At 51.4% G+C, this 23,406-nt stretch carries 23 protein-coding genes and 1 tRNA gene; 18 read left to right on the top strand and 6 right to left on the bottom strand.

Annotation, left to right across the window (positions count from 1 at the left end; translation table 11 throughout):
• Positions 1–142: 142 nt before the first annotated feature.
• From ACVBEJ_RS00585 to ACVBEJ_RS00555, 7 genes are all read left to right on the top strand, one after another.
• Positions 143–1,843 (top strand): arylsulfatase, encoded by a 1,701-nt coding sequence (locus ACVBEJ_RS00585; protein WP_447127647.1) that lies wholly within the window; start codon positions 143–145, stop codon positions 1,841–1,843.
• Positions 1,840–3,087, top strand: coding sequence for an aromatic amino acid transport family protein (locus ACVBEJ_RS00580; protein WP_447127646.1), 1,248 nt, complete (start codon positions 1,840–1,842; stop codon positions 3,085–3,087). Before ACVBEJ_RS00585 ends, ACVBEJ_RS00580 begins: the two co-directional genes overlap by 4 nt.
• Before the next feature lie 16 nt (positions 3,088–3,103).
• A complete protein-coding gene (locus tag ACVBEJ_RS00575; RefSeq protein ID WP_447127645.1) occupies positions 3,104–4,138 on the top strand; it encodes an AraC family transcriptional regulator ligand-binding domain-containing protein in 1,035 nt (344 codons plus the stop codon).
• A 75-nt stretch (positions 4,139–4,213) separates the two neighbouring features.
• On the top strand, positions 4,214–5,434 hold the full coding sequence (locus ACVBEJ_RS00570) for an aromatic amino acid transaminase (RefSeq protein ID WP_447127644.1): 1,221 nt from the start codon (positions 4,214–4,216) through the stop codon (positions 5,432–5,434).
• Between the two features lie 10 nt (positions 5,435–5,444).
• Complete coding sequence (locus ACVBEJ_RS00565) at positions 5,445–7,085, top strand: thiamine pyrophosphate-dependent enzyme (RefSeq protein WP_447127643.1); 1,641 nt, start codon at positions 5,445–5,447, stop codon at positions 7,083–7,085.
• Between the two features lie 338 nt (positions 7,086–7,423).
• The gene (locus ACVBEJ_RS00560) at positions 7,424–8,218 is read left to right on the top strand and encodes an MFS transporter (RefSeq protein ID WP_447127642.1); all 795 of its coding nucleotides are present in this window, start codon (positions 7,424–7,426) and stop codon (positions 8,216–8,218) included.
• A gap of 2 nt (positions 8,219–8,220) precedes the next feature.
• On the top strand, positions 8,221–8,391 hold the full coding sequence (locus tag ACVBEJ_RS00555) for a hypothetical protein (RefSeq protein WP_447127641.1): 171 nt from the start codon (positions 8,221–8,223) through the stop codon (positions 8,389–8,391).
• A gap of 36 nt (positions 8,392–8,427) precedes the next feature.
• On the opposite strand, the gene ACVBEJ_RS00550 is transcribed toward ACVBEJ_RS00555, so the two are convergent.
• From ACVBEJ_RS00550 to ACVBEJ_RS00530, 5 genes are read right to left on the bottom strand one after another with little or no spacing between them, the layout of a single operon-like run.
• Positions 8,428–9,627: a multidrug effflux MFS transporter gene (locus ACVBEJ_RS00550; protein WP_447127640.1), complete on the bottom strand. Its 1,200-nt coding sequence runs from the start codon at positions 9,625–9,627 to the stop codon at positions 8,428–8,430.
• 29 nt (positions 9,628–9,656) lie between these two features.
• The gene (locus ACVBEJ_RS00545; protein ID WP_447127639.1) at positions 9,657–10,421 is read right to left on the bottom strand and encodes an IclR family transcriptional regulator domain-containing protein; all 765 of its coding nucleotides are present in this window, start codon (positions 10,419–10,421) and stop codon (positions 9,657–9,659) included.
• A 26-nt stretch (positions 10,422–10,447) separates the two neighbouring features.
• A complete protein-coding gene (actP, locus tag ACVBEJ_RS00540) occupies positions 10,448–12,103 on the bottom strand; it encodes a cation/acetate symporter ActP (RefSeq protein WP_447127638.1) in 1,656 nt (551 codons plus the stop codon).
• On the bottom strand, positions 12,100–12,438 hold the full coding sequence (locus ACVBEJ_RS00535; protein WP_447127637.1) for a DUF485 domain-containing protein: 339 nt from the start codon (positions 12,436–12,438) through the stop codon (positions 12,100–12,102). Before ACVBEJ_RS00535 ends, actP begins: the two co-directional genes overlap by 4 nt.
• A gap of 30 nt (positions 12,439–12,468) precedes the next feature.
• Positions 12,469–13,473, bottom strand: a complete 1,005-nt coding sequence (locus tag ACVBEJ_RS00530; RefSeq protein WP_447127636.1) for a fumarylacetoacetate hydrolase family protein — start codon at positions 13,471–13,473, stop codon at positions 12,469–12,471.
• Between the two features lie 230 nt (positions 13,474–13,703).
• Here ACVBEJ_RS00530 and ACVBEJ_RS00525 point away from each other — a divergent pair, with 230 nt between their 5' ends.
• The 11 genes from ACVBEJ_RS00525 to ACVBEJ_RS00475 all read left to right on the top strand — a co-directional run bounded on the left by ACVBEJ_RS00525 (position 13,704) and on the right by ACVBEJ_RS00475 (position 23,071).
• On the top strand, positions 13,704–14,483 hold the full coding sequence (locus tag ACVBEJ_RS00525; RefSeq protein WP_447127635.1) for a glutathione S-transferase family protein: 780 nt from the start codon (positions 13,704–13,706) through the stop codon (positions 14,481–14,483).
• Between the two features lie 35 nt (positions 14,484–14,518).
• Positions 14,519–15,385 carry a methylenetetrahydrofolate reductase gene (locus ACVBEJ_RS00520; RefSeq protein ID WP_447127634.1) on the top strand — a complete coding sequence of 289 codons (867 nt, stop codon included), beginning with the start codon at positions 14,519–14,521 and terminating at the stop codon, positions 15,383–15,385.
• Positions 15,386–15,399: 14 nt separating this feature from the next.
• Complete coding sequence (locus tag ACVBEJ_RS00515) at positions 15,400–15,777, top strand: hypothetical protein (RefSeq protein WP_447127633.1); 378 nt, start codon at positions 15,400–15,402, stop codon at positions 15,775–15,777.
• A complete protein-coding gene (locus ACVBEJ_RS00510; RefSeq protein ID WP_447127632.1) occupies positions 15,777–16,619 on the top strand; it encodes a DODA-type extradiol aromatic ring-opening family dioxygenase in 843 nt (280 codons plus the stop codon). Before ACVBEJ_RS00515 ends, ACVBEJ_RS00510 begins: the two co-directional genes overlap by 1 nt.
• Complete coding sequence (locus ACVBEJ_RS00505) at positions 16,612–17,316, top strand: alpha/beta fold hydrolase (RefSeq protein ID WP_447127631.1); 705 nt, start codon at positions 16,612–16,614, stop codon at positions 17,314–17,316. The genes ACVBEJ_RS00510 and ACVBEJ_RS00505 overlap by 8 nt, the downstream gene beginning before the upstream one ends.
• Positions 17,317–17,413: 97 nt before the next feature.
• Complete coding sequence (locus ACVBEJ_RS00500) at positions 17,414–18,754, top strand: hypothetical protein (protein WP_447127630.1); 1,341 nt, start codon at positions 17,414–17,416, stop codon at positions 18,752–18,754.
• Positions 18,755–18,833: 79 nt separating this feature from the next.
• Positions 18,834–19,697 carry a formyltetrahydrofolate deformylase gene (purU, locus tag ACVBEJ_RS00495; RefSeq protein WP_447127629.1) on the top strand — a complete coding sequence of 288 codons (864 nt, stop codon included), beginning with the start codon at positions 18,834–18,836 and terminating at the stop codon, positions 19,695–19,697.
• Positions 19,698–19,833: 136 nt separating this feature from the next.
• A complete protein-coding gene (locus ACVBEJ_RS00490) occupies positions 19,834–20,652 on the top strand; it encodes a helix-turn-helix transcriptional regulator (RefSeq protein WP_447127628.1) in 819 nt (272 codons plus the stop codon).
• A gap of 166 nt (positions 20,653–20,818) precedes the next feature.
• The gene (locus tag ACVBEJ_RS00485) at positions 20,819–21,280 is read left to right on the top strand and encodes a nuclear transport factor 2 family protein (protein ID WP_447127627.1); all 462 of its coding nucleotides are present in this window, start codon (positions 20,819–20,821) and stop codon (positions 21,278–21,280) included.
• Positions 21,281–21,297: 17 nt separating this feature from the next.
• Positions 21,298–22,257 carry a DODA-type extradiol aromatic ring-opening family dioxygenase gene (locus ACVBEJ_RS00480; protein ID WP_447127626.1) on the top strand — a complete coding sequence of 320 codons (960 nt, stop codon included), beginning with the start codon at positions 21,298–21,300 and terminating at the stop codon, positions 22,255–22,257.
• The gene (locus ACVBEJ_RS00475; protein ID WP_447127625.1) at positions 22,247–23,071 is read left to right on the top strand and encodes a 3-keto-5-aminohexanoate cleavage protein; all 825 of its coding nucleotides are present in this window, start codon (positions 22,247–22,249) and stop codon (positions 23,069–23,071) included. The genes ACVBEJ_RS00480 and ACVBEJ_RS00475 overlap by 11 nt, the downstream gene beginning before the upstream one ends.
• A gap of 200 nt (positions 23,072–23,271) precedes the next feature.
• On the opposite strand, the gene ACVBEJ_RS00470 is transcribed toward ACVBEJ_RS00475, so the two are convergent.
• A tRNA-Ser gene (locus ACVBEJ_RS00470) sits at positions 23,272–23,359 on the bottom strand.
• Between the last annotated feature and the right edge of the window lie 47 nt (positions 23,360–23,406).

Raw genomic sequence — 23,406 nt, 5'->3', positions numbered from 1 at the left:
ATCTCTGTTTACCCTTCACGGGGGAAAGGGCATTTTTAGAGGTGCCCATAAATAATTGCCAGGTTAATACGAGGTACCTTCCATCTGGGTGTGCGCAACAAATGCATCCAAAATTTCAAAAAACTAAAAACAAAGGCCAAAAATGAAAAGCATCTGTTTTTTGTCCATAGTGCTGTTGTTGCTCTCTTCTTGTAGCGATGTGGCCGATACGGTTAAACCTGTTGACCAACCCGTTGCCGATAAAAAGCCCAATATTTTACTGATTGTGGCGGACGATATGGTTGCCAGCGATATCGGTGTTTACGGTGGCGAGATTGAAACCCCTGTGCTGGACAGCCTTGCTGCAGAGGGTGCCCGTTTTACTTCTTTCTACACTCAGGCCACTTGTTCTCCCACTCGTGCCATGTTGTTGTCTGGTGTTGACAACCATCGCAACGGCATGGGCACTATGGCGGAGGATTTGTTGCCTCATCATCAAGGATTGCCGGGTTACGTGGGCCACCTTAACCAGAATGTGGTAACAGTAGCTCGGTTGTTACAGGACGCGGGTTACTACACCACCATGGCCGGTAAATGGCATCTGGGTTATGGCGAAGGATTGGACCCGGCTTATCGTGGCTTTGGGGATACCTTTGCTCTGGTGGATGGTGGCGGTAACCACTTTAACAGCGCGGGGATGAATAGCTTCAAGCCGGATTCGCAATACACCAGGAACGGCAAACAGATTGAGCGCCCGGCGGGTTACTCCAGTGATTTATTTACTGACAAACTTATCGAACAAATTGATGCCAGCCGTAAAACCGGCCAACCGTTTTTTTCCTTTTTGGCATACACCGCCCCCCATTGGCCGCTGCAAGCTCCACGGGAAACCATTGAAAAGTACCAGGGTGTCTATGCTCAGGGGTGGCAGGCTTTGCGCAAGGCGCGATTCCAGCGCCAGCAGCAACTTGGCTACATCGGCAAAGAGATCGAGCTGCCGCCCATGGATGACGTGCCGGAATGGGCTGGTCTCTCTCCTGAAGAACAAGCTGTTGCGGCCCGCAAAATGGCAGTGTACGCCGCCATGGTGGATAACCTGGACAAGAATATTGGCCGAGTTGTGCAGCACTTGAAAGATATTGACCAATACGAAAACACTGTAATTTTGTTTATGTCCGACAATGGCGCAGAACCTTACGACCGCAGCGAACGCAAAGCCTACAAAGCCTGGATGCAGGAGAACTACGACAACAGTCTTGCAAATATCGGCAACGAAAATTCCTACGTGTTCTATGGCCCGGGCTGGGCGCAGGCGGGTTCTGTATTGGGCAAATACTACAAATTTGTGCCTACCCAAGGCGGTATTCATGGACCGTTGATTGCTCGTATTCCAGGCGTTTTGGAGCAGGGGGGGCGGATTGACGGTTTTTCCTCTGTGCTGGATATTGCCCCGACCTTGCTGGAACTTGCCGGAGCACAGCATCCTGGTTCGCAGTATCGGGGCAGGGCAGTTGAATCCTTGAGTGGCCGTTCCATGCTGCCTTATTTAAAAGGCGCAGCAGAGCATGTGTACGGGCCCCAAGAGGCCGTGAGCTTTGAACTGTTTGGCCATGCCAGTGTGTTTATGGGCCCCTGGAAAGCAGTCAAGATACGCGCCCCCTGGTCAGATAGCCGCTGGGCACTGTATCGCCTGGACAACGACCCCGGAGAACAAAATGATTTGAGCGCCCGGGAGCCAGAACAACTGGCGCTGATGTTGGCTGCGTTTGAACATTATAAAAAGGCGAATGGGGTTATTGAAGAACCTGAAGATGCCACTGCCTACCCGGTGAAACCCTTTTATTTGAGGCCCCAAGAGTTATGAGTGAGCAGAATAAAACACCAACCTCCATGATTGGAGGGATTATGATCACCGCAGGTACGGCGGTTGGCGCGGGTATGTTTTCATTACCCACTGTTGCTTCCGGTATGTGGTTCGGCTGGTCTTTGGTCTGTATGGCTCTGTCCTGGTTCTGTATGTACAAATGTTGTTTGCTGATTTTGGAAGTGAATATTCATTACCCCAGAGGCGCCAGCTTTGACACCATGGTGAAAGGTACCCTGGGCAGGTTTTCCAACATTATCAACGGTTTTCTGTTTGCCTTTGTGCTTTATATTCTGGACTACGCGTATATCAGTGGCGGCGGCTCCATTGTCAATCACACGCTCAATGCACTGTTCGGTGTGGCGCCCCCGCAAATGATTTCCGGTGTGCTGTTTGCGGTCGTGTTTTCCACCATTATCTGGATTAGCACGCGGGCAGTGGACCGGGTCGTCACAGTACTCGTTATCGGAATGTTGATCAGCTTTGGATTGACAGCGGCAGACTTGAGTTTGACGGCTGAAATCGGGCGTTTGTTCATGACTGCCGGGGCTGACAATGAACCATTTGTGGTGTTTACCTTTGCGGCCTTGCCTTACTTTTTAACCGCCTTTGGTTTTTACAGCATAGTGCCGAGCCTGTATCGCTACTATGGCAAACAGCCGCAGTTAATCGGGCGGAGCATTTTTATTGGCTCTTTGTTCCCAATGCTGATTTATCTGGTATGGATGATGTCGACTATGGGTAACCTGCCCCGTGAGGCGTTTGCCACGGTTGTAGAGCAGGGGGGCAATATTGGAGTTTTGCTCGGTGCCATGAACCAAGGGGAGGGTAGCGAACGCTTGTCGGGACTGTTGACGGTTTTTGCAAATATGGCGGTGGTATCTTCATTTCTTGGGGTTAGCCTGTCGCTATTTGATTTTATTGCCGATCGATTCAAGTTTCCTGATACACACATCGGACGACTGAAAACCGCTCTGGTGGCCTTTGTGCCGCCGTCAATCGGCGGTCTTTTTTTTCCAAATGGCTTTCTCTATGCCATTGGCTTTGCTGGTTTGGCATCGGCCATAAATGCATTGATTTTCCCGCCTTTGATGCTGAAAAAAGCCAGGGAAAAATTTCCCGATTCAGATGTATCCATTGGCGGCTCCATGAGATTGAGTTATTTCCTGCTGGCAATGGGAGTGATTTATGCCGTTTGTCATGTGCTGGCGATGCTGGGCTGGTTGCCGGTTTATGGCAAATAAGATGATTGTGTAAGCCATGTTTGCATCGGTCCCAGATTCTGTCGGTTTACAGGCTACCCTGTTGTCCAACTGGGTGCAGGTGGCCTATCGTGCCATGCGCCTGTATCACCTGGATGCGGAGCAGATATTTGCCGATGCGGGTATCGATATTGCACAACTCTATATTCCAGGGGATCGAATCCTTTCCCACAAAGTACGCAATGCCTGGCGTATGGGGGCCGAAGCCTACGGCAGTCAGGCTTTTGGCATCAAAGCGGCAGAGGCGGCTTATCCAGGTATGTATCATTCTCTGAGCGTAATGCTGACCAGCTGTCACAACCTGCGGGAAATGCTCAACAAGCTCATGCGCTACCGGCGGGTTGTAGATACCATTTCCGTGAACAACTATGAAGAAAATTCAGAGTACGCCAAATTTACCTGGACTCCTATTGTTGACTATGAATCCCAGGTAGGTGCAGAAGCCTGGATTTCCTGTTTTATTTGTCTCTACCGTTGGGCGGCGGGTGAGAACCTGTCACCGGCAAGGGTGACCTTGCAACGTTCGAATGTAGACACCCCGGATATCTATCGCGATTTTTTTGCATCCCCCGTGGACTTTGGTGTTGAGGAAAATGCGTTATATTTTTCCGTTGATACCCTCGACACCCCATTGCTGTCGGCAAACAGCTCATTGATGGCCAAAAACGAACAGGTGACTACTGAATATCTTGCCCGCTTGCTGCGGGGGGACCTGGTAAACAGCGTCTATTCACAAATACTTTCAGCCATGGGAATCCATGAAGTCTCACTCGATAAGGTTGCCGAAAAGCTTAATATGAGCACCAGAACACTCCAGAGGAAATTAAAAGGATGCAATACCTCTTTTGAGAGCCTGGTGGAAGAAGTCTTCAGGGAGAGGGCATTGCAGTATATGGAAAACCCGGATTTTTCCATCCAGGAGGTTGGCCGGGTAATGGGCTTTAACGACCTGAGCAACTTTAGCCGAGCGTTTAAACGCTGGACCTCAATGTCGCCAACGGAATATCGCAAGCTGTCACCTGGTGATCGTTGAATGGCGCAAAATGAATAATTTGCTTCGGTATACTTCATTAAGCATCCACCTGTTTATACTACTGATGGAGTATTCGTGTTTAGTCAAATTACCCAATACCAGGACGACCCCATTGAAGGCTTTCAAACCCGGTTGCGGACCAACTCAGACGCTTCCAGCCTGGATCTTGGCCTCGGTATCTATCGCAACGAACAGGGCGAAGTTGTTGTGTTTGATGCCGTGCTACAGGCGGAGAAAAGATTGGTCGCGCAGGCCGGGCATAAAGGTTACCGCAGTCCTTTGGGCAACCAGCTTTACATTGAGCAAATGGAACGCATGCTGTTTGGTGAGTTGCTTGATGGTGGCGCTATCCAAGGGGTTGCCTCTGCCCAGACACCGGGCGCGGGAGCTGCATGTCGGTTAGCGGCTGAATATATCAAGAGCCTGTCTCCGAACAGTCGGGTTTGGGCGTCTTTGCCTAACTGGGGGCACCAGATTGATTTTTTTGGCAATTCCGGGCTGGACGTCAAGTACTTCCCTTACTACGACATAATCAACGCAGAGCTCGTCTTTGACCAAATGCTGGCCACTTTGCGAGAGGCGGCGAGGCCTGGTGATGTGTTGCTGTTGCACGGTTGCTGTCACAACCCCACTGGCGCCGACCCCAGCCTGGAGCAGTGGAGCCAGCTGGCTGACCTGTGTTGTGAAAGAGGGCTGCTGCCCTTTGTGGATGTTGCCTATCAAGGCTTTGGTGACGGCATTGAGGAAGACCTCAAAGGCATGCAAGTCATGGCCGCGAAGGTACCGGAGATGATGGTGGGGCTATCGTCGTCCAAGTCGTTCACCGTCTACCGCGAACGTGCCGGATTACTTTCCCTGATATTCAACGAGTCTGCCAAATACAAAGGCAATGCTTATCGCAAACTTCGTGACATTGCCCGCGGCCTTTATTTTATGGCACCTGACCATGGCGCAGAAATGGTGGCTACAATTCTCGCAGATGATCAGCTGAGGCAGTCATGGCGCGATGAACTGGATGCGGTGCGGCTGCGTATTTATGGCTTGCGCACTTTGTTGCGAAGCACCATCGAAGATCGCGCCCCGGATTTTAACGGTGCTTTTCTGGAGCAACAGAAGGGCATGTTCAGTTGCCTGCCGGTATCGCCAGATCAACAGGCGCACATGGAAACGGAACACGGTATTTATATGCTGCCCAACGCCCGCATCAATTTTGCCGCATTAGCCCAATCCAACGTCAACAGAGTGGCTCAGGCATTTTTGGATGCCAAAACTCTACAGCCAGAATCCGCAGCATAGAGAGAAATAAATGGTGAAAAGAATCGCTGACATTATGGTGGATGGTCTGCTGGCAGACGGTATTGATACCCTTTTCGGTATTCCCGGTGCCCAGACCTACCCGATATTTGATGCCTGCCACAATACCGCCGGCAAGATCAATGTTATCGCCCCGCGCCATGAACAGGGTGCGGCTTATATGGCCATGGGTTACGCCCGTTCTACCGGGCGCGCCAGCGCCTGTTCTGTAGTGCCGGGCCCCGGCCTGCTTAATGCCTCGGCAGGTCTGGTGACGGCGGCGGGTGTTAACGCGCCTGTGATTTGTCTGACCGGGGAAGTGCCGGCAGAATTTGTCGGTTCAGGCCGGGGCCACCTGCACGAACTGAAAGATCAGTTATCCACTTTGCGAAGTGTCGTGAAATGGGCAGGGCATATCGCCGAGCCGGATCAGGCACCCGCTCTGGTGGCCGAAGCCTTTACCCATATGCACAGTGGTCGCAAGGGGCCGGTGACTATTCAGGCCAGTTGGGACGTGCTGCCGCAAACCACGGAAAAGACCTACGTCAAACCGGATATTCCGTCTGTAGAAGTTGATCATGATGCCGTAGATCGAGCTGTTGCGATTCTGGCAGAAAGCAAAAATCCCATGATTATGGTGGGCGGTGGTGCCCTGGATGCCAGTGCGGAGGTCACCCGTCTGGCGGAGTACCTGGAAGCGCCGGTTACCGCATTTCGCAGCGGTAAGGGTGTGGTTTCCGACGAGTCGGATTTCAGTGTCTGCGCGCCTGCTGGCTATGCATTATGGCAAGACACCGATGTGCTGATTGTCATCGGCAGCCGCGCTGAACTTCAGTTGATGCGCTGGGGCGACATGATGACGCGGATTACCTCGATTGAGAGTAAGAAGATCATTCGTATCGACATCGACCCGACAGAATTTGGCCGGATCAGGGCTGACGTCAATGTGCTGGGCGATGCGGCCAGTGCAACCACAGCACTGCTGAATAAGCTGGCAGCTGCCAATGTGTCTTCATCCGGCAATCACGAACGTATTAAAGAAGTGCAGGCGAAATTACTGGCGGATATCCAGGAAGTGCAGCCGCAAATGGACTATCTGAACCTGATTCGGGATGTACTGCCCCGCGATGGCTTTTTTGTTGAAGAACTCTGTCAGATGGGTTTTACCTCCAATTTCGGCTTTCCGGTCTATGAACCCAGAACCTATGTTACCCCGGGGTACCAGGGGACTTTAGGCTTTGGTTTTAACACCGCGCTGGGCGTCAAAGTGGCCAACCCTGATAAAGCTGTGTTGAGCGTAACCGGTGATGGCGGATTTATGTTTGGTATGCAGGAGCTGGCAACAGCCGCGCAGCACAATATTGGTGTGGTGACCCTGGTGTTTAACAACGGGGTCTATGGCAATGTGCTGCGGGATCAGCAAACCCGGTTTGATGGTCATGTGATTGGCGCAGACATGGCTGCAGGCAACCCGGACTACGTCAGGCTGGCGGAATCCTTTGGTGTTGCCGGTTATCGCGTGACCTCCCCGGCGGAGCTAAAACCTGTACTTGAGCGCGCCATCAGTGACAACAAGCCGGCATTGATTGATGTAGTGGTGCCCACAGGTTCCGAAACATCGCCATGGAAGTTTATCCATCCGCAAATGGCATAGTTTTGCCGCCAGATGAATAGCTGAGAGACTCAAAAGTTCCGCCATTTCCGCGCAGGCGGAAATGGCGCTGACGATAAACCTCGGAGTGATTCTTGCCAGTATGTGAATGTTTACCCGGGGCTGGAAAAAATGAGTCGAGCGAAGGGCCGACCGATCCGGTTTTTAAACCGTAACCTCAAGCTACAGGCTTTAGCCGGTGGAGGATTCACATTGAGATAGGTTGATTCAAAATGGCAATCTATCGATCGAAAAAGATAAAACATCACCGTTTATTAGCAGTATTCTTGAACCCTTTAATTAGCCAAGTGAAGCAAAAAAACTAAACCATAAGGGTTTCCATGGCCACGTCAGATATCAATTCCTCGCGCTCTATTACTTCTTTTGTTCTGCTGTCGGTGATTGGCGTCTGCGTTTTTATCCTCCAGCCGGGCTATGTTCAGGGGCTGGTAGAGTACCTTGGGTTTAGTCAGGAAGAAGCGGGTTACATTGCTTCTATTGAAATGTTTGGTGTCGCCGCGAGCACAGTGCTGATGGTGTTTCTGTCCTCTCGCTTTAGCTGGCGTCTACTGACGTCGGTTTTTCTCGGCGTAGCGGTAGCTGGCAACCTGGCCTCTTTTTCTGTCACGGATTTTAATACCCTTTCTGTTATCCGCTTTATCACTGGCATGGGTTTTGGCGGCATTATTTCGCTGGCCTTTACCATGATGGGGCTCACCCGCTTAGCGGATCGCAATTTTGGTTATGTGATTACCTGGGTGTTGATCTATGGCGCGCTGGGTTTGCTGGTCATGCCCACGGCTTTCCGACTGGTTGGCATGAACGGTGTGTTACTGTTCTTTGCACTTTTCTCCGCCTGCGGATTTTTTACCCTCAAACATTTGCCCGCCAGGGCCAGTGAACACGTCGATGCCGAACAACTGGCCGGGACGGGGTTCAAGTGGCCGGTAAAAGGCCTGTTTCTGATCGCTATCCTGTGGGTTTTTGTGCGATTCTGGTGGCTCTGTTATTGCTGCTGGGCAGCGTGCAAAGTGCAGGCTATCTGCTGGCGGCGTCGCTGTTCAAGTACGCCTGGACCTTTGTCTTGCCCTTTATGCTGGCCGCTTTATCGGCGCTTGACGCGTCCGGGCGGGTGATTGTGACCACCAACATTTTTATTGGCGGTGGCGTGGCGACCGGACCGGCAGTGGCTGCCAGTCTGCTCAGTGGTGAGAGCTACGGGATTATTGTCTGGTTTGGTATCTTTGTCATGGCGCTTAGCTTTGCGCTTATTTTGTCTTTGTTGCTAAACAGGCATCCGTCTTCCTGACTACAGCCCTTTTGTATTGTGCGCCCAATAAAACGGTTAATGCTGTTTCACCATAGGCAAAACCAGTCTGGCAACAATGGCGCAACCCAGCATAACTGTCAGCAGCGGCCATACGGCTTGTGCGGACAGCAGAGCGGATAGCGATGCTATCACAGGCCCCACAATATAATGCAGTGTTGAGAAGAGCGAAGCTGCGGTGCCCGTGTGTTCGCTAAACAGAGAGATATAATAGCCGGATGCTACCGGGCCAATCATGCCAAAAGCCACCATTAACGACGAGAAGGTGAGCAGGTTGAACAAAAGTTGTTCACCGTATATGGCATTTGCAGCCAGACCCAGGCCGATCAAAACCACTTGAGTACTGCTGGCCAAGGATAAAATTTTCTGGTTTGAGTGGTGGTTTAGCAGTCGATGGGACAAGCGATTACCGGCCATAATCAAAATGGCGTTCGTGGCAAAAATCCCACTGAACTGCCATTTACTTAGCCCAAATTGGCTAATGAATACCGTTGCCACATTGGTCAGATAGCACATAAATATGCCACCACTCAATGCAGCAAAGAGCGCGTAACGCAGGGCGATGTAACGACCGTTGGTGGTATGGAGTAAAACTGTTTTGTAATTGGCCAGTATGGGAGGATTGTCAGAAGTTTGCGTGGTTGGCGGACAGGTTTCTGGTATGAACTTCCAGTTGACCAGTACTATGGTCAGGCCGATAACGGTCAACAGCACAAAAATAAACTGCCACCCCAAATGCGTTAGCAGGGTGCCAATAATCGGTGCGATTAAAGGAGCTATCAGCATTACAAGCATGACGTTGGCCATCTTTTTGCTGACCTCGTCAGGGCTATACACATCCCGCAACACCGCCATACTGAGCACACCGGCAAAGCCGCCGCCGATGGCTTGAGTAACGCGCAATAATTGCACGGCCTCGATGGTTGGGGCAAAAACTATCAGCAGAGACGACAGCGTGAATAATGTCAGACCGGCAAGGGCTATCGGCCTCCTGCCGAACCGGTCCGACAGTGGGCCGCCGAGAAACTGCCCCACCGAAACCCCCAACAGGTAGAAGCTGATAGTCAGGTTGACGGCAACCCTGTCTGCGCCAAAAAAAATACTCATTTCACCCATAGCCGGCATATAGGTGTCTACTGAAAAAGGCCCAAGGGCAACCAAACCTGCGAGAAAAATCAGAAAGCCACGATTCTGGCGGAGTTGGTTAACCGAAAGCATGATGGTGTTTGCCGTAAGGGGTGAGAGGGTTAGCTATCGTGTAGTCGTTCAAACTGCACACTGATATCTTTGGCAGCTTGCTCTAGCAACTGAAAATATTCCTGGTGAGTATCTTCGTTGTAGCAAGAGGAGAACAGGGAAATGCCAATAACGCCGATAATGTTCTGCTGGCTCATAACCGGCACCGATAAGTGGGACGACTCACCTGTATTGCCAATACGCAGTCCATAACCCTGTCGGGCAATTTTGTTCAGCAAGGTGCGAAGGTGATAACGGCTATGAATCAAAGCGCTTTTGTCGCTCTCCAGGTTCCTCAATGTAGACAATATCTGCCGCCGCTCCTGCCCTGAACAGGCACCCAGATATGCCTGCCCCATGGCACTTGCCAACATGGGGAAGCGCTGGTTGACAGTGGTATTGCGCATAGTCAGAGAAGAATGACTGCGGGTGGAATAACGCACCACCATGGCATCCACATCGTAGTTGCCAACTGCCACCGGCCACTTTACCTTCCGTGTGATTTTTTCGGCAATGGGGGCTGCGGCTTCTACAAAAAAAGAGTTGTCATGGAAACCGTCAGAGAGGGACAGCACTTCGGAGGTTAAAGAGTAAATCCCCATATCCTCATTTTTTTGGACATAGCCCCCTTGAATCAAGGTTCCCAGCAGCCGGTGGATGGTGGGCTTGGGGAGCTGTGTATCCTGCTGCAATTCACCCAGGGTGGACATCTGCCGACGATTCATCGACTGCAAAATACTGAGTGCTCGCAAAATAGGTTGAATGGCTTTGGTCATGTCGCCGGATTATATACCAGACGCCATCAATGGTTTGATGCTTCGGCAATTCCAATACCGGTTTCAGAACGCACCAATTGTTCCGTGTAGGCATCCCTTTCCGTTTGCGCTTGTGCACTTTTGTCTGTCACTGAGAAAAACCAGATGGCGATAAAAGCCAAGGGCATGGAAACCACAGTTGGATATTGATACGGGAAAATAGCCTGTTCATTGCCCAGCACAGCCGTCCATACATTGGGACCGAGAATAATTAACACAATGGATGATGCCAAACCAATAGCGCCCCCCCAGACAGCGCCGCGACTGGTCAGTCCACGCCAGTACATTACCGCGATCAGCAGGGGAGCGTTAACGGAACCGGCTACGGCCAATGACAGCGTGGCGATGAAAATGACATTTTGATGTTCAAAGGCTATGGCCAGCAGGATGGAGGTGAGCCCCAGCACCCAGACGGCAACCTTGGTGATTTTAAGCTCCACCTCGACATTTGATCGGCCTTTTTTGATAACACTGCTGTATAGATCATGGGAGACAGTGGCGGCGCCAGCCAGGGCCAGCCCCGCAACCACAGCAAGAATGGTGGCGAAAGCCACCGCAGACATAAAGCCCAATAGCAGATCGCCGCCGAGAATATGAGTCACATGCAGGGCGACCATATTTTGGCCACCAATGAGATTCCCGGCACTGTCAAAATATTCGGGGCTGTTTAGTAGCAGGTAGATGGCACCAAAGCCGAACAGAATAATCAGCAGGTAGAAATAACACATGATGCCAATGGCGTAGAACGATGATTTTCGCGCATCGCCAGCATCTTTTACCGTAAACATACGCATCAGGATATGAGGCAGGCCAATAAAGCCAAACAAAGACGTCAGCGCCAGGGAGATAACCGCCATTGGGTCGGTGATCCAGTTGCCGGGACTCAGAAGCTTCGCACCCAGATGATGAGTTTCGGTGGCTGACTGCAAAATACGATCAATGCTGAAGTCAAAGGCCGCCAATAACAGCAGCACCATGATGGTGCCGCCAGTCACCAGCAGCACCGCCTTGATAAACTGAACCCAGGTGGTGGCCAGCATCCCACCGATGCTGACATAGATGATCATCAGCACATTCACCGAGATAACGGCGTAAATATAATCAAGACCAAATAGCAGTTGCACCAGCTTGCCAGCACCGACAACTTGCGCAATCAGGTAAAAAACAACCACACTCAGTGACCCCAGAGCAGATATCACCCGCACCCCGGTACTGGATAAACGGTAGGTCAATACGTCCACAAAGGTAAAACGGCCGAGATTGCGCAAACGCTCGGAAATGAGAAACAGGATAATTGGCCAGGTGCAAACCACACCGATAGCAAGGAGCAGGGCATCAAAACCAAAACCGTAAAGGGCACCGGTAAAGCCGAGCAGAGTGGCTGCTGACAGAAAGTCGCCGGAGATGGCAACGCCATTCTGCCAGGCGGGAATGCCACCGCCTGCGGTGTAAAAATCCTGACGTGATCTGGAGCGGCTGCTGGCCCATTTGGTGATTCCCAAAGTGCCTAATACGAAGGTAAAGAACAGTGCAATGGCCGTTATATTCAGGGGTTGTTTGTCTACAGCTCCCTGGATGGTATCCGCCGGCAGAGTCGGTGTTATGGCGAGTAATACAGAGCACAGAAGAATGCGTATTCTCATTGTTCGTCACCCGGTGATTCAGCGTATATGCCCATTTCTTTAAGTATGCGATCTTTCTGGGGATCAAAGCGGGTATTGGCCCAAAATGTATAAATGCTGGATGCGATGACCATCAGTACAATGATGACCAGAGTGGCGAGAACGCCTGAAGTCATATGGCTTTCACCGACTTTCAGGGTCATGGTATCGGGCAGATAAGCGGCTAACAGGTTATAAGCCAGATAGATGACTAATACTGAAGAACTCAACAGATAACTTACTCGTTGTCGGCGCTTTATCAATTTTTGAAAACGAGGATTCTGGAAAATGTCTTGTGCGGATTGGTTTGTGGACATGGTTAGTGCTCCATCAAGGCAATAGTGAGATTAGCTCAAACGCCAGTTACCAATCGGGCGATCTTCGACAATTACCGGGTTTTTCTGGGTGCCTAACCCTTGAATGCTCACTGACACAGGCCCTGGCACTTTCTGGAAGTTGGCATTGTGGATGGATTTGCGGTTGGCGGATGGCTTGAAGGCCGTGCCGCAGGAAACCACATCGCCCGGATTCAGGGTGTGGAACTGACTGATAAAGCTCAGCACTTCCGCGACCTTGTAGTTGTAGTAACGGGTACTGTCCTCGGCAATGGTGTCGCCGCCCACTGCACAGTGTACGTCAAGATCGTCCGGGTTCGATATCTCATCTTTTGTTACCAGCCAGGGCCCCAAAACACCGAAGGTATCAGTGCCCTTATAGCGGCCGGCGTAAGACAGGTGCTGTTCGACGCGCTGGGTCTCGTCCGGGTTGTCTGCCCTGGCATAGATAGCCCAGTACTGAAACAGGTCTTCGGCGCGCATGCCATTGCCGGTAATGTCATTAAAAATCGAGTAACCGGCCACATAGTCGAGAGCATCAGTCGCATCCACGTCACGCATTGGCTTGCCGATTACTACAGCCAATTCGGGCTCCGGGTGGACGCTGCCGTAATAAGAGCGGATTTGGACAGGTTGTTCATGCCCTACCAGGCAAGAGGGTGGCTTAAGGAAAAAAGCCGGGTGTTCCGGTGCGCTGATTTTGCGATTGTTGCTGGCGGAATTGTTCATCGCCACGCCGCAAATTTTTCCCGGCCGGGTAACCGGTGGTAACCACTCCACCTCTTTTTTGGGGATCAGATTGAATGTGTTTGTGTTGTCTTTGGCGAACGCCAGAGCCTTTTCAGCCTGGTCGATACCCGCCTGCCCCTGTTGCAACAGGCCTTCCATACTCGTTGGAGTTGGTGCGCCAGATTCGCAACAAAATTCAATGGCCTGTTGCAAATGCAGCAGATGATTGTCATCCCATTCCACAACTAACTTGATCGTGTCATCGTGGAGAACCGTTGCAAGCCTCATGGTAAATTCTCTAATGGTTACATGTTTAACAGAGACTATAGCGACAGGTGATGCTGTCGCAAAAGTTTAGCGTTGGCTATTCCATATGGTGAAACAGGGGCTTATTTTAGTTTGAGAGTAATCGCTCTTTGTCCATAGTGGAGCAGGGTGTTTAGAACACTTGTTAACCCAGTACCAATTGCCGCCAGGTTAATGATTGTGTTTCCATTTTTTACAGAAGTATAAACATTATGCTGGAACTCTATCATTTTTACGGTGCCACCTGTGGTCTGAAAGCGCGCTTGGCGCTGGCAGAAAAGGGCGTGGAATACCATGAGCGAGCGCTGAGCCGTGCCGATCTGTCCACGCCGGCGTACCGCACTTTAAACCCCAACGGGGTGGTGCCCACCCTGGTTCATGACGGGCAGGTGCTTACCGAAAGCACGGTCATTATCAACTACATCGATGATGCCTTTTCGGGCCCTTCATTAAAACCGGCTGCGGCCATGGGTGCCGCCCGCGCCCTGTGGTGGATGAAGAAGGCCGATGAGTACCTTTCGATTATCGGCATGCTTACTTACACTGTATCCATGCGCCCCGGAATACTGGAAAAGTCGCCACAGGAGTTGGAGGCCTACATCAACAATGTGGTGGACCCGGTAAAGCGGGAACGGCGACGCAGCATTCTCGAACTGGGTTTTGACAATCCCGCCTTTGCGATAGATGTCGCCGGGATGCAAGGCATGTTGACACTGATGGAAGCTACTTTGACGGAACGCCAGTGGTTGGCGGGTGACACCTATTCCCTGGCTGACACGGCAATGACCCCTTTGATAGAACGTCTCGACGAGTTGCAGTTTCAGGAAGCCTGGTTGTCCATGCCAAAAGTCAATGATTGGTGGCAACGAGTCAAGTCCAGGCCCTCCTATCAGCTCTGTGTTGTCGACAAGCCCAATCCTGACCGGCAGCAGCATGGGGAGTGGGGTGGCAAGGCCTGGCCCGGAGTCAGGCAGTTGCTGGAATCTTCCTGAATGCATTATCAAAAATTGAATCGCGCGGTGACGAAATGAGTTATGCCTCTATACATCCGGCCTGGGACCGGGACCCGGAGCACATTCTGGAAGGCTATTCACTGGAAATTACGGCAAGAGAACAACAGGCACTTAGAGATGTTTCCCCACTGTTGAAGCAAGGCGCAGCTGTCTCTATTCCCTATTTGCCGACAGACGATGCGGATGCCCGAATCGGCGCCGCTTGCACTGTTCGTTCCTTGGGCTTTGAACCCATGCCGCATTTGTCAGCGCGCCGTATTTCCAGTGTTGAAGAACTGCAGCAAACGGTGCAGCGTTGCGTTGCAGAAGCGCAAGTGGATCGAGTATTGATCATCGCAGGCGACCCGCCCAAGGCGCAAGGGCCTTTTGAAGACACCATGCAGTTGTTGCAAACCGGAATCTTTGAACAGTCCGGTATCAAGGTGGTTGGCATCGGTGGCCACCCGGACGGCCACCCGGAAATAAATGATGATGTGTTATGGAAATTTCTTAAAATAAAAATTTCAGAAATTGAAAAACGTGGCATGACGCCTTTTATTGTTACCCAATTTGTCTTTGATCCTGAGTCGTTGTTGAGGTGGTTGTGCGAACTGCGTGAGCGAGGTATCGAAGTGCCAGTGCGGGTTGGTGTGCCGGGGCCGGCAAATATAAAACGCTTGATGAAATTTGCAAAAATTTGTGGAGTGGGGGCATCCATGTCCGTTTTAAAGAAATACGGTATTTCTTTGGGTCGCCTTATGAACGTCGCCGGCCCGGAAAAACTTGTGGATGCACTGGCGGAGCGCTTTTCCTCCGAACACGGTCGTGTTCGACTCCATTTTTATCCATTTGGCGGGATAGAAGAAACCATTCGCTGGATCGAGAAATATAAAAACAAATAAAGGTAAGTGATACTGTGAGTTCATCGGTCGATTTAAGTTTGGAGCCACCGTCTACCTATATTTTTACCATTGAGCAGTGTACCCAAAATTACAAGCTCAATGCCTTTGCCAAAGCCATGAAATCCCCGCAGCTGCGGGAGCGTTTTAAAGCAGATGGCCGTGCAGTGATGCAGGAATACGGATTAACGGAAGAAGAAATTGACCGTATAGAGCGTCGGGATTGGTGCTCGCTGGTGGACAATGGTGGTCATTTGTTTGCCATGACCACCATTGCCAATGCCGTAGGGCAAAGCCACCTGAATATTGGTGCGGACATGTGCGGGGAAGACTGGCGCAGCTTCGAGCAATCACTGCCCAGAGATATCGATCTGCTGCCGGGGGATATTGACTGATGGCCAGGCTGATTGCAGGGCTGGGGGTATCTCATACGCCGTCAATGAGCTATCACTACGACAAAGGCATGGCCACAGGGTGGGACTTGAAATGGAAAAAGTGGTACGACGGTGTGCAGCCGGTAAAAGCGTGGTTCAAGCAACATAAGCCAGACAAAATGGTGGTGATATACAACGACCATCACAACTACTTTGACTACTCTAAAGTCCCCACAATGGCCATAGGTTTGGGTGATCGCTTTCCCTTCGCGGATGAGGGCTTTGGAAAGCGGGATTTTCCCGATATTCCGGGCGACAGCGCGTTTTCCAGCTACATAGCCCGCAGCCTGATGAGCCGGGATTTCGATCTGACCTTTTGTCAGGAGCTGGAAGTGGACCACGGGGTCAACTCCTGGTACCCCTATCTGTTTGATGTCCCCTGGACATTGCCCATTGTGCCCATTGCCATTAACTTTACCATCGACCCCATTGTACGCGCGGAGCGTATGAAATATTTGGGGGAGTGCCTGAGAGATGCCATTGCTGCCTACGACAGCGACGAACGCATTGTGATTTTGTCCACCGGTGGCATGTCCCACCAACTACATGGCAGCCGCTTTGGTTTGACCAATCAACGCTTTGATCGCTACTTCCTGGACACTCTGGAAACCGGGTTGGACGAACTGATGGCCACCCCGGTGGAAAAAATTCAAAAAGTGGCGGGCACGGAAGCGGGGGAGCTGTTGATGTGGTATGCCATGCGTGCAGCACTTGGTAGCAGGGCCAAAACCCACTACAGCTATTACACCCTGCCCGGTGTGACTGGCTGCGGCATCATTTTGTTGGAGCAGCCCGATGGCTGATCAAAAACCTTCCCTGATATTGGTGCCTGGCATTCTCTGTGATGAGTGGGTTTGGCAACACCAGGTAAAAGCGCTGGCGAATGTAGTGGATATTGCCGTGGCCGATCTGCGTGGCCACAACTGTTTGTCGTCAATGGCGGAAGCTATCTTGCAGCAGGCGCCGGATCAATTTGCTCTGGCGGGGCACTCCATGGGTGGGCGTGTTGCGCTGGAAATGATGCGCCTGGCACCGCAGCGGATTACCCGGCTGGCGCTGCTGGATACTGGCGTTCACTCAACCACAGAGGCGGAATACAGTAAACGTTCAGCACAGAACCAAACAGCGCGCCAGCAAGGTATGGGTACTATTGTCGACTCCTGGATAGCGGGAATGGTGCATTCGGATCGAGTGACGGATACCGCGTTAATTTCGGGTATTCGCGATATGCTGTTGCGCATGACCCCGCAAGACCTGGCAAATATGAACACTGCCATGTTGTCGCGGTCAGATGCGACACCATTACTTGCCCAGATTTCCTGCCCAACCTTGTTTCTGTGTGGCCGCCAGGACAGCTATTCTCCCTTGGTGCGCCACCGGCAAATGGCCGCCATGGTGCCCGGCGCACGTTTGGCAGTTATCGAAGGCTGTGGCCATATGACTACTCTGGAACGGCCCCATGAGGTAACTGCCTGCTTGAGAAACTGGCTGTCAGAGTGATGAACACTTCTGTCCCCCTTAATGGGGATGTTGTTCCGGCCGGGCTATGAAAAGATTGACGTGTTTTAACAATCCACAGGAATTGAGAGGAAAGATCATGGCACAACAAAGTCTGGAGCAAAAATTTGCTGGTGTGAGCAACATGCGCGATGCTCTGAGAAATTCGCCCACTGGGTTTTACGTATTTCCGGTTCCTTCCGAGCACACCAACTGGCGCGATGAGCAGTGGGCCTGGGCCAATACAGCGGTGCTGTTCGATCAGTCTTACCACATGACCGACCTGTACATCAGTGGGCCAGACAAAGTTAAGCTGTTGTCCGATCTTTCCATCAATGACTACACCAACTTTGAACCGTTGACAGCGGCACAATTTGTAGCTTGCAATGAACAGGGTTTCATTATTGGTGATGCCATTGTGTTCCACTTGCAGGATGGTCGATTTAATCTGGTAGGCAAGCCCGCGGCGGCTAACTGGGTGAGGTTTAAGGCGGAGACTGGCGACTACGATGTTGAGTTGGAAGTGGATATCCGGGTTGTGGAGGGCGACAGCCAGCGTCAAACCTACCGCTTGCAGGTTCAAGGGCCAAATGCCTATAAAATTCTGGAAAAAACCCACGGTGGCCCACTGCCGGAAACCCGCTTTTTCGGTATGTGCGAATTCACCATTGCCGGCCATAAAGTCACCGCGCTGCGTCACGGCATGGCCGGTGCACCGGGTATGGAATTTTGGGGCCCCTACGAGGAGCGTGAAGCCGTGCGCGCTGCACTGATGGAAGCGGGTGAAGAATTTGGTCTGAAAGCCGGTGGTGGTCGTGTGTACTCCACCGCTGGCCCGGAATCCGGTTGGGTGGGCTCTGTAATGCCTGCCATTTACGAAGGCGATGAGATGAAAGCCTACCGGGAATGGCTGCCCGCTGGTGGGTTTGAAGGTATGTTGTCCATCGGCGGCAGCCTGATGAGCGACAACCTGGAAGACTACTATCTGGACCCATGGGACGTAGGTTACCACCGCCTGATTCACTGGGATCACGAATTTGTCGGGCGCGCAGCATTGCTGGCGAAAAAAGATGACAAGCACCGTCGCAAAATCTGGCTGCGTTGGGATCAGAAAGACGTAGAGAAAATCTATGGCTCCTGGTACAACGGCTACGGTGAAGGTTACAAATATCTGGAAGCGCCAGCCGCCCACTACGCCACCATTCCTTACGACGAAGTGACCATCGACGGCAAAAAAGTCGGCCTCTCCGTTTATGCCGCTTTCACTGTTAATGCGGGTAGCTGGTTCTCCATCGGCATTATCGATGAAGATGCCGTGGAATTCGGCAAAGAGGTTTCCATTACCTGGGGTGAGCCGGAAGGTGTTACCGGCAAGCTCACAGTGGAGCCGCACAAGCAAACCACCATCAATGCGGTTATGTGCAAGACAGCTCTGGGTTAATCCGGAATCACTGTTTTATGGAAGGCACTGCCGGGCAGTGCTTTCCAGTCCCTCCCATTCCTGTCTTTGAAAAATAATTATGCAAGAACGTTATATCCTGACCGCGAGTTGCGCTTCTGGTGTTGGTATTGTGGCTGCCATATCCGGATGCCTGGCAAGTTGTGAATGTGACATTAGCGCGTTAGAACAGTTTGACGACGATTCCACACAGCGCTTTTTTACCAGAGTAGTGTTCCGTTGTTTGAACGATGGTGTTTCCCTTGAAAATATTCAGAAGGCTTTTTCCCAGGTAGCTGACAGGTTTTCAATGGAGTGGGCAGTCAGGCCGGAATCCAGGCCTGTGAAAGTACTGATAATGGTATCCCAGTACGACCACTGCCTGAATGATCTTCTATATCGTTGTCACAAGGGCGACCTGAATATGGCGGTGACGGCGATTGTATCCAATCATCTTGATTTCCGTAACACTGCGGAGCGTGAAGGAATTCGCTTTGTTCACTTGCCAATAACGCCCGAAAATAAAACGCAGCAGGAAGCCCGGCTGCTGGAAATAATGGCGGAAACTGGATCGGAGTTGGTGGTGTTGGCCCGCTATATGCAGATACTTTCCGACGATCTTTGTCAGCAGTTGTCTGGCCGCTGTATCAATATTCACCATTCATTCCTGCCTGGCTTTAAAGGAGCCAGACCTTATCACCAGGCCTACGAACGAGGCGTTAAAGTGATCGGTGCTACCGCTCATTATGTCACCTCTGATCTTGACGAAGGGCCGATTATTGAACAGGTTCTGACCCGGGTGAACCATAACTTTAAACCGGAAAACCTGGTTCGCATCGGGCGCGATAATGAGTGCCGCGCTTTGGCCAGAGCGGTGAAATACCATATCGAAGGACGGGTATTTCTCGATGGCAATAATAAAACAGTGGTGTTTTCGGGTAGCTAAAAATTATTTGCCAAATGTAGTGCCCGATAGTGTTTCCTGCAATATCGGTTTTGTGGGACAGCGGTGATTTTCAGTCTGTTCTTTTGCCAGGGTTGTGAGCAATAATATGCTTGCTCCCCTGAACAAATATTGGACTATGACAGACCTGAAAAAGCACATCCATGTTATGGGTGAAATATCATCGGTGATTAATAAAAGTGGAAGCGAAGCTTTTACTGACCAGCTATGGCGCTTTCTCAACCGCTATGTGAAGGTGGATCATTGCGTGGTTTCTACCTACCAGCGAGGAGTGGGAGTTTATACCATCTTTACCGTTGGTGTGGTGCCCGAGAAGAAGGCGTCTGATCTGGCCAAAAAGTATGAAAAGGAATACTACCGAGACCCGAATTTCCCGATGCTCAAAAGCCCTGGTTCAGGGGGCGAGCAATTAATTCCTTTTAATATTAATGACATATCTGATGACGATTACGTCGACTTCTTTTATACCAAGGCCGGTGTGGTGGATAAGGTGTCCACCATTGCCAGTGTTGACAAATTGCGGGTGTTGAGTTCGTTTTACCGGGTTTTACCGTCGCCTGTCTATAGTCAGGAGGATTTGAAAATACTCAGCTATCTGTTGCCGCTAACCACAGAGTTGATCGTCAATCATTATCGCTTGCAGGAAAGTATTCAAGCGACCGGCAGCCAGAACGCAAAAGTGGTTCCAATTACCCAACTGATACACACTCTGATCAGTGGCGAAGCCGGGCCATTCAACAAATTAACCCAGCGAGAGCGGGATATCTGCGAGCACACCCTGTTGGGTAAAACCGCCAAGGAAATTGCCACTGACCTCCACATTGCTGAGTCCACGGTTATTACCCATCGCAAGCGGTCATACCTCAAGCTGGACATCAGAACCCACAAAGAGCTGTTCACGCTCTTTCTTGGCGGTGGAGGTGAAAACACCGTATAAGCAATTCCGCGATAAGAAACGCCGGGTGCCCAAACTGGCATCTACCTGTATATCAGACTAGCCTCCAAACGATGACGAAATTTTCTGTTCCACCCCCATGTATGAGGATGTTGGGAGAGGAAAAAAAGAGCAAAATTGGCCATGAAATCTATCTAAAGGGGGAGCTATGAACAATCTGGATCGGTTGGCTGAACTGGAAACCCGGCTTGCATTGACCGAACTGAATAATGCCTTTACCCATTACCTGGACAACAACCTGGTGGATCAATTTGGCAGCTTGTTTACTGAAGATGCGCTCTACACCCACGGTACTCGTCGCAGCGAGGGGCGGGAGGCCATCGTTGAGCAAATACGCAAACGCACCGCAGCGGGCCCCCGCACAGCGCGGCATATGGCTACCGGGCTGCAATTGACTTTGGAGAGCTCAACATCTGCCCGCGGACACAGCGTATGTATGACCTTCGCCCGGGATGGCGAACCACCTATTGATGGTGCAGAGCCTTTTTTGGTGGCCGATTTTGATGATGTGTACCGCTGGGAGGATGGTCGCTGGTTGATACAGGAGCGCCACATCACTCGCATTTTTGTCGGGGCGGGAAACACGGGTCCGATTGGTCAAAATAAATAACTGTAGGGGGTAAACCAATGTCTACACAGCTAATTTGTGCGTCACACTCACCATTACTGTACTGCTATGAAAAAGAGCCTCAGGATTGGGAGGGACTGCAGAAATCTTTCAAGGCCAGAGCTGAAGCCATTGAAGCCTTTGATCCCGAGCTGATTATTGCTTTTGGGGCGGATCACTTTAACGGCTTTTTCTTGAAAACCATGCCGGCATTTTGTGTTGGTTTGCAAGCAGAAGCGGCAGGGGATATCGGTGGTTTTGCCGGCCCGCTTGATGTGCCTGAAACGCTAGCCACCCAATGTGTGGAATCCTTGCGTGATCAGGATGTTGATGCCGCTGTGTCATACAAAATGGTTGTCGACCATGCCTTTTCCCAAACCCTGCATGTAATGTCAGGCAGTTTGATGGCTCGCCCAACGATTCCTGTTTTTATCAACTGCATCACCACGCCTTTTGTACCTTTCCGGCGTTCTCGTATGCTGGGCGCCGCTGTGGGACGCTTTGTCAAGGGTTTGAACAAGCGCGTACTTTTACTGGCCTCTGGTGGCATGTCTCACCATCCAACACGCTATTATCCTGAACATGGCACCGGTGAAGAAGCGGTGGAAGCCTGGAAACTGTCGGGCGGTGACGACCCCAAATCCCTGACTCCCAGCCAGTGGATAGAGCGCCTTGACGTGATGCACCACGAAGGTGCTGCCATGATTGCCCGCGGAGAGCGTGGCCCTAAAGACATGCGTTTGAATGCGGAGTCCGACCAACGCTTTTTGGACGTTTTAAGCCGCAATACGTTGGAAGAATATGATCACTGGGATCAATACAAGCTGGTCGAAGAGGGTGGTATCGGCTCCATGGAATTGCATACCTGGATTGCCGCCGCCGCTGCGCACCGAGAAGCAGGTGGCAATGCACCGGTGACAGATTTTTACACTGTGGCACCAGAGATTGGCATCGCCGCAGGTATTGTGTATGCCAACTGATGCCAGCCGGTCGCCGGTTCTGATTGCGGTGGCACCAAACGGCGCTCGCCGCACCCAGTCTGACCACTCGGCGTTGCCGATCACACCCACAGAAATTGCAGATACTGCTGAGGCTTGTGTCAATGCGGGGGCGGCCATGCTGCACTTGCATGTCCGCGATGATGAAGGCAAACACTCCCTCGATCCCTGGCGCTATGAAAAGGCGATAGCTGCAGTACGGAGCCGAGTTGGTGACCAGTTGTTGATACAGGTGAGTTCCGAAGCGGCAGGGGTTTTTAACGTACAGCAGCAAATAGCGGCTGTGGAAGCTCTGATTCCGGAATATGTATCGCTGGGGCTGCGTGAATATATTGCCGACGAAACGGCCATTGATACTGGTGGGAAATTTCTCGCACGGCTACAGAAAAATCAGGTTCATGTACAGTATATTCTCTATAGCCCGGAGGATATCCAGTGGTATGAACAACTGTGTCAGCAAGGCGTGATCCCCGGTGACAGGCATTTGTTGTTGTTAGTACTTGGCCGCTATGGACAGCAGCCCGCCCAAGTTGAACAGCTGCCAGCCTATCTGTCCGCCCTCAAGCGCCCCTCGCCCTGGATGGTTTGCGCCTTTGGCCCCAATGAACTGGCGATAATGGACGAAGTGATCAAACAGGGTGGACACTGTCGGGTTGGCTTTGAGAATAATCTGGAGCTGAAGCCGGGTGTTAAGGTAACAGGTAATGAGGACCTGGTGGCAGCTACCGCTGAACTTGTCCGGCAGCGGGCTTCAACTGTGGCGGATGTTCGCTGTGCGGAGGGTATCTACCTTTAAGCCCATTCCCTGCCAATTAGCCGGTTGCCCATTATTATTCTTAATTTAAGCGTTGTAAGGGAGAAATTGGCTGAAAAGTGCCGGTTTTTACGATGGGTATTTGGGAAATAACAGTAAGAAACCAGTCTGTCGGTTTCCTTGTCTGTTCAAGAATAAGTGAGCAATAGAATTTTTTTAAACAAAGACTTAGATAGGAATATTGGCGGTGAGGGAGGGATTCGAACCCTCGATACGTTTCCGTATACACACTTTCCAGGCGTGCTCCTTCGGCCACTCGGACACCTCACCGTGTAAAACTAAATTGTGCTTTCAAACAACTACGAATGAGCACGTTG

The sequence above is a fragment of the Porticoccus sp. GXU_MW_L64 genome (genome assembly GCF_052983295.1).
This window is presented reverse-complemented; position numbering and strand designations above follow the sequence as displayed.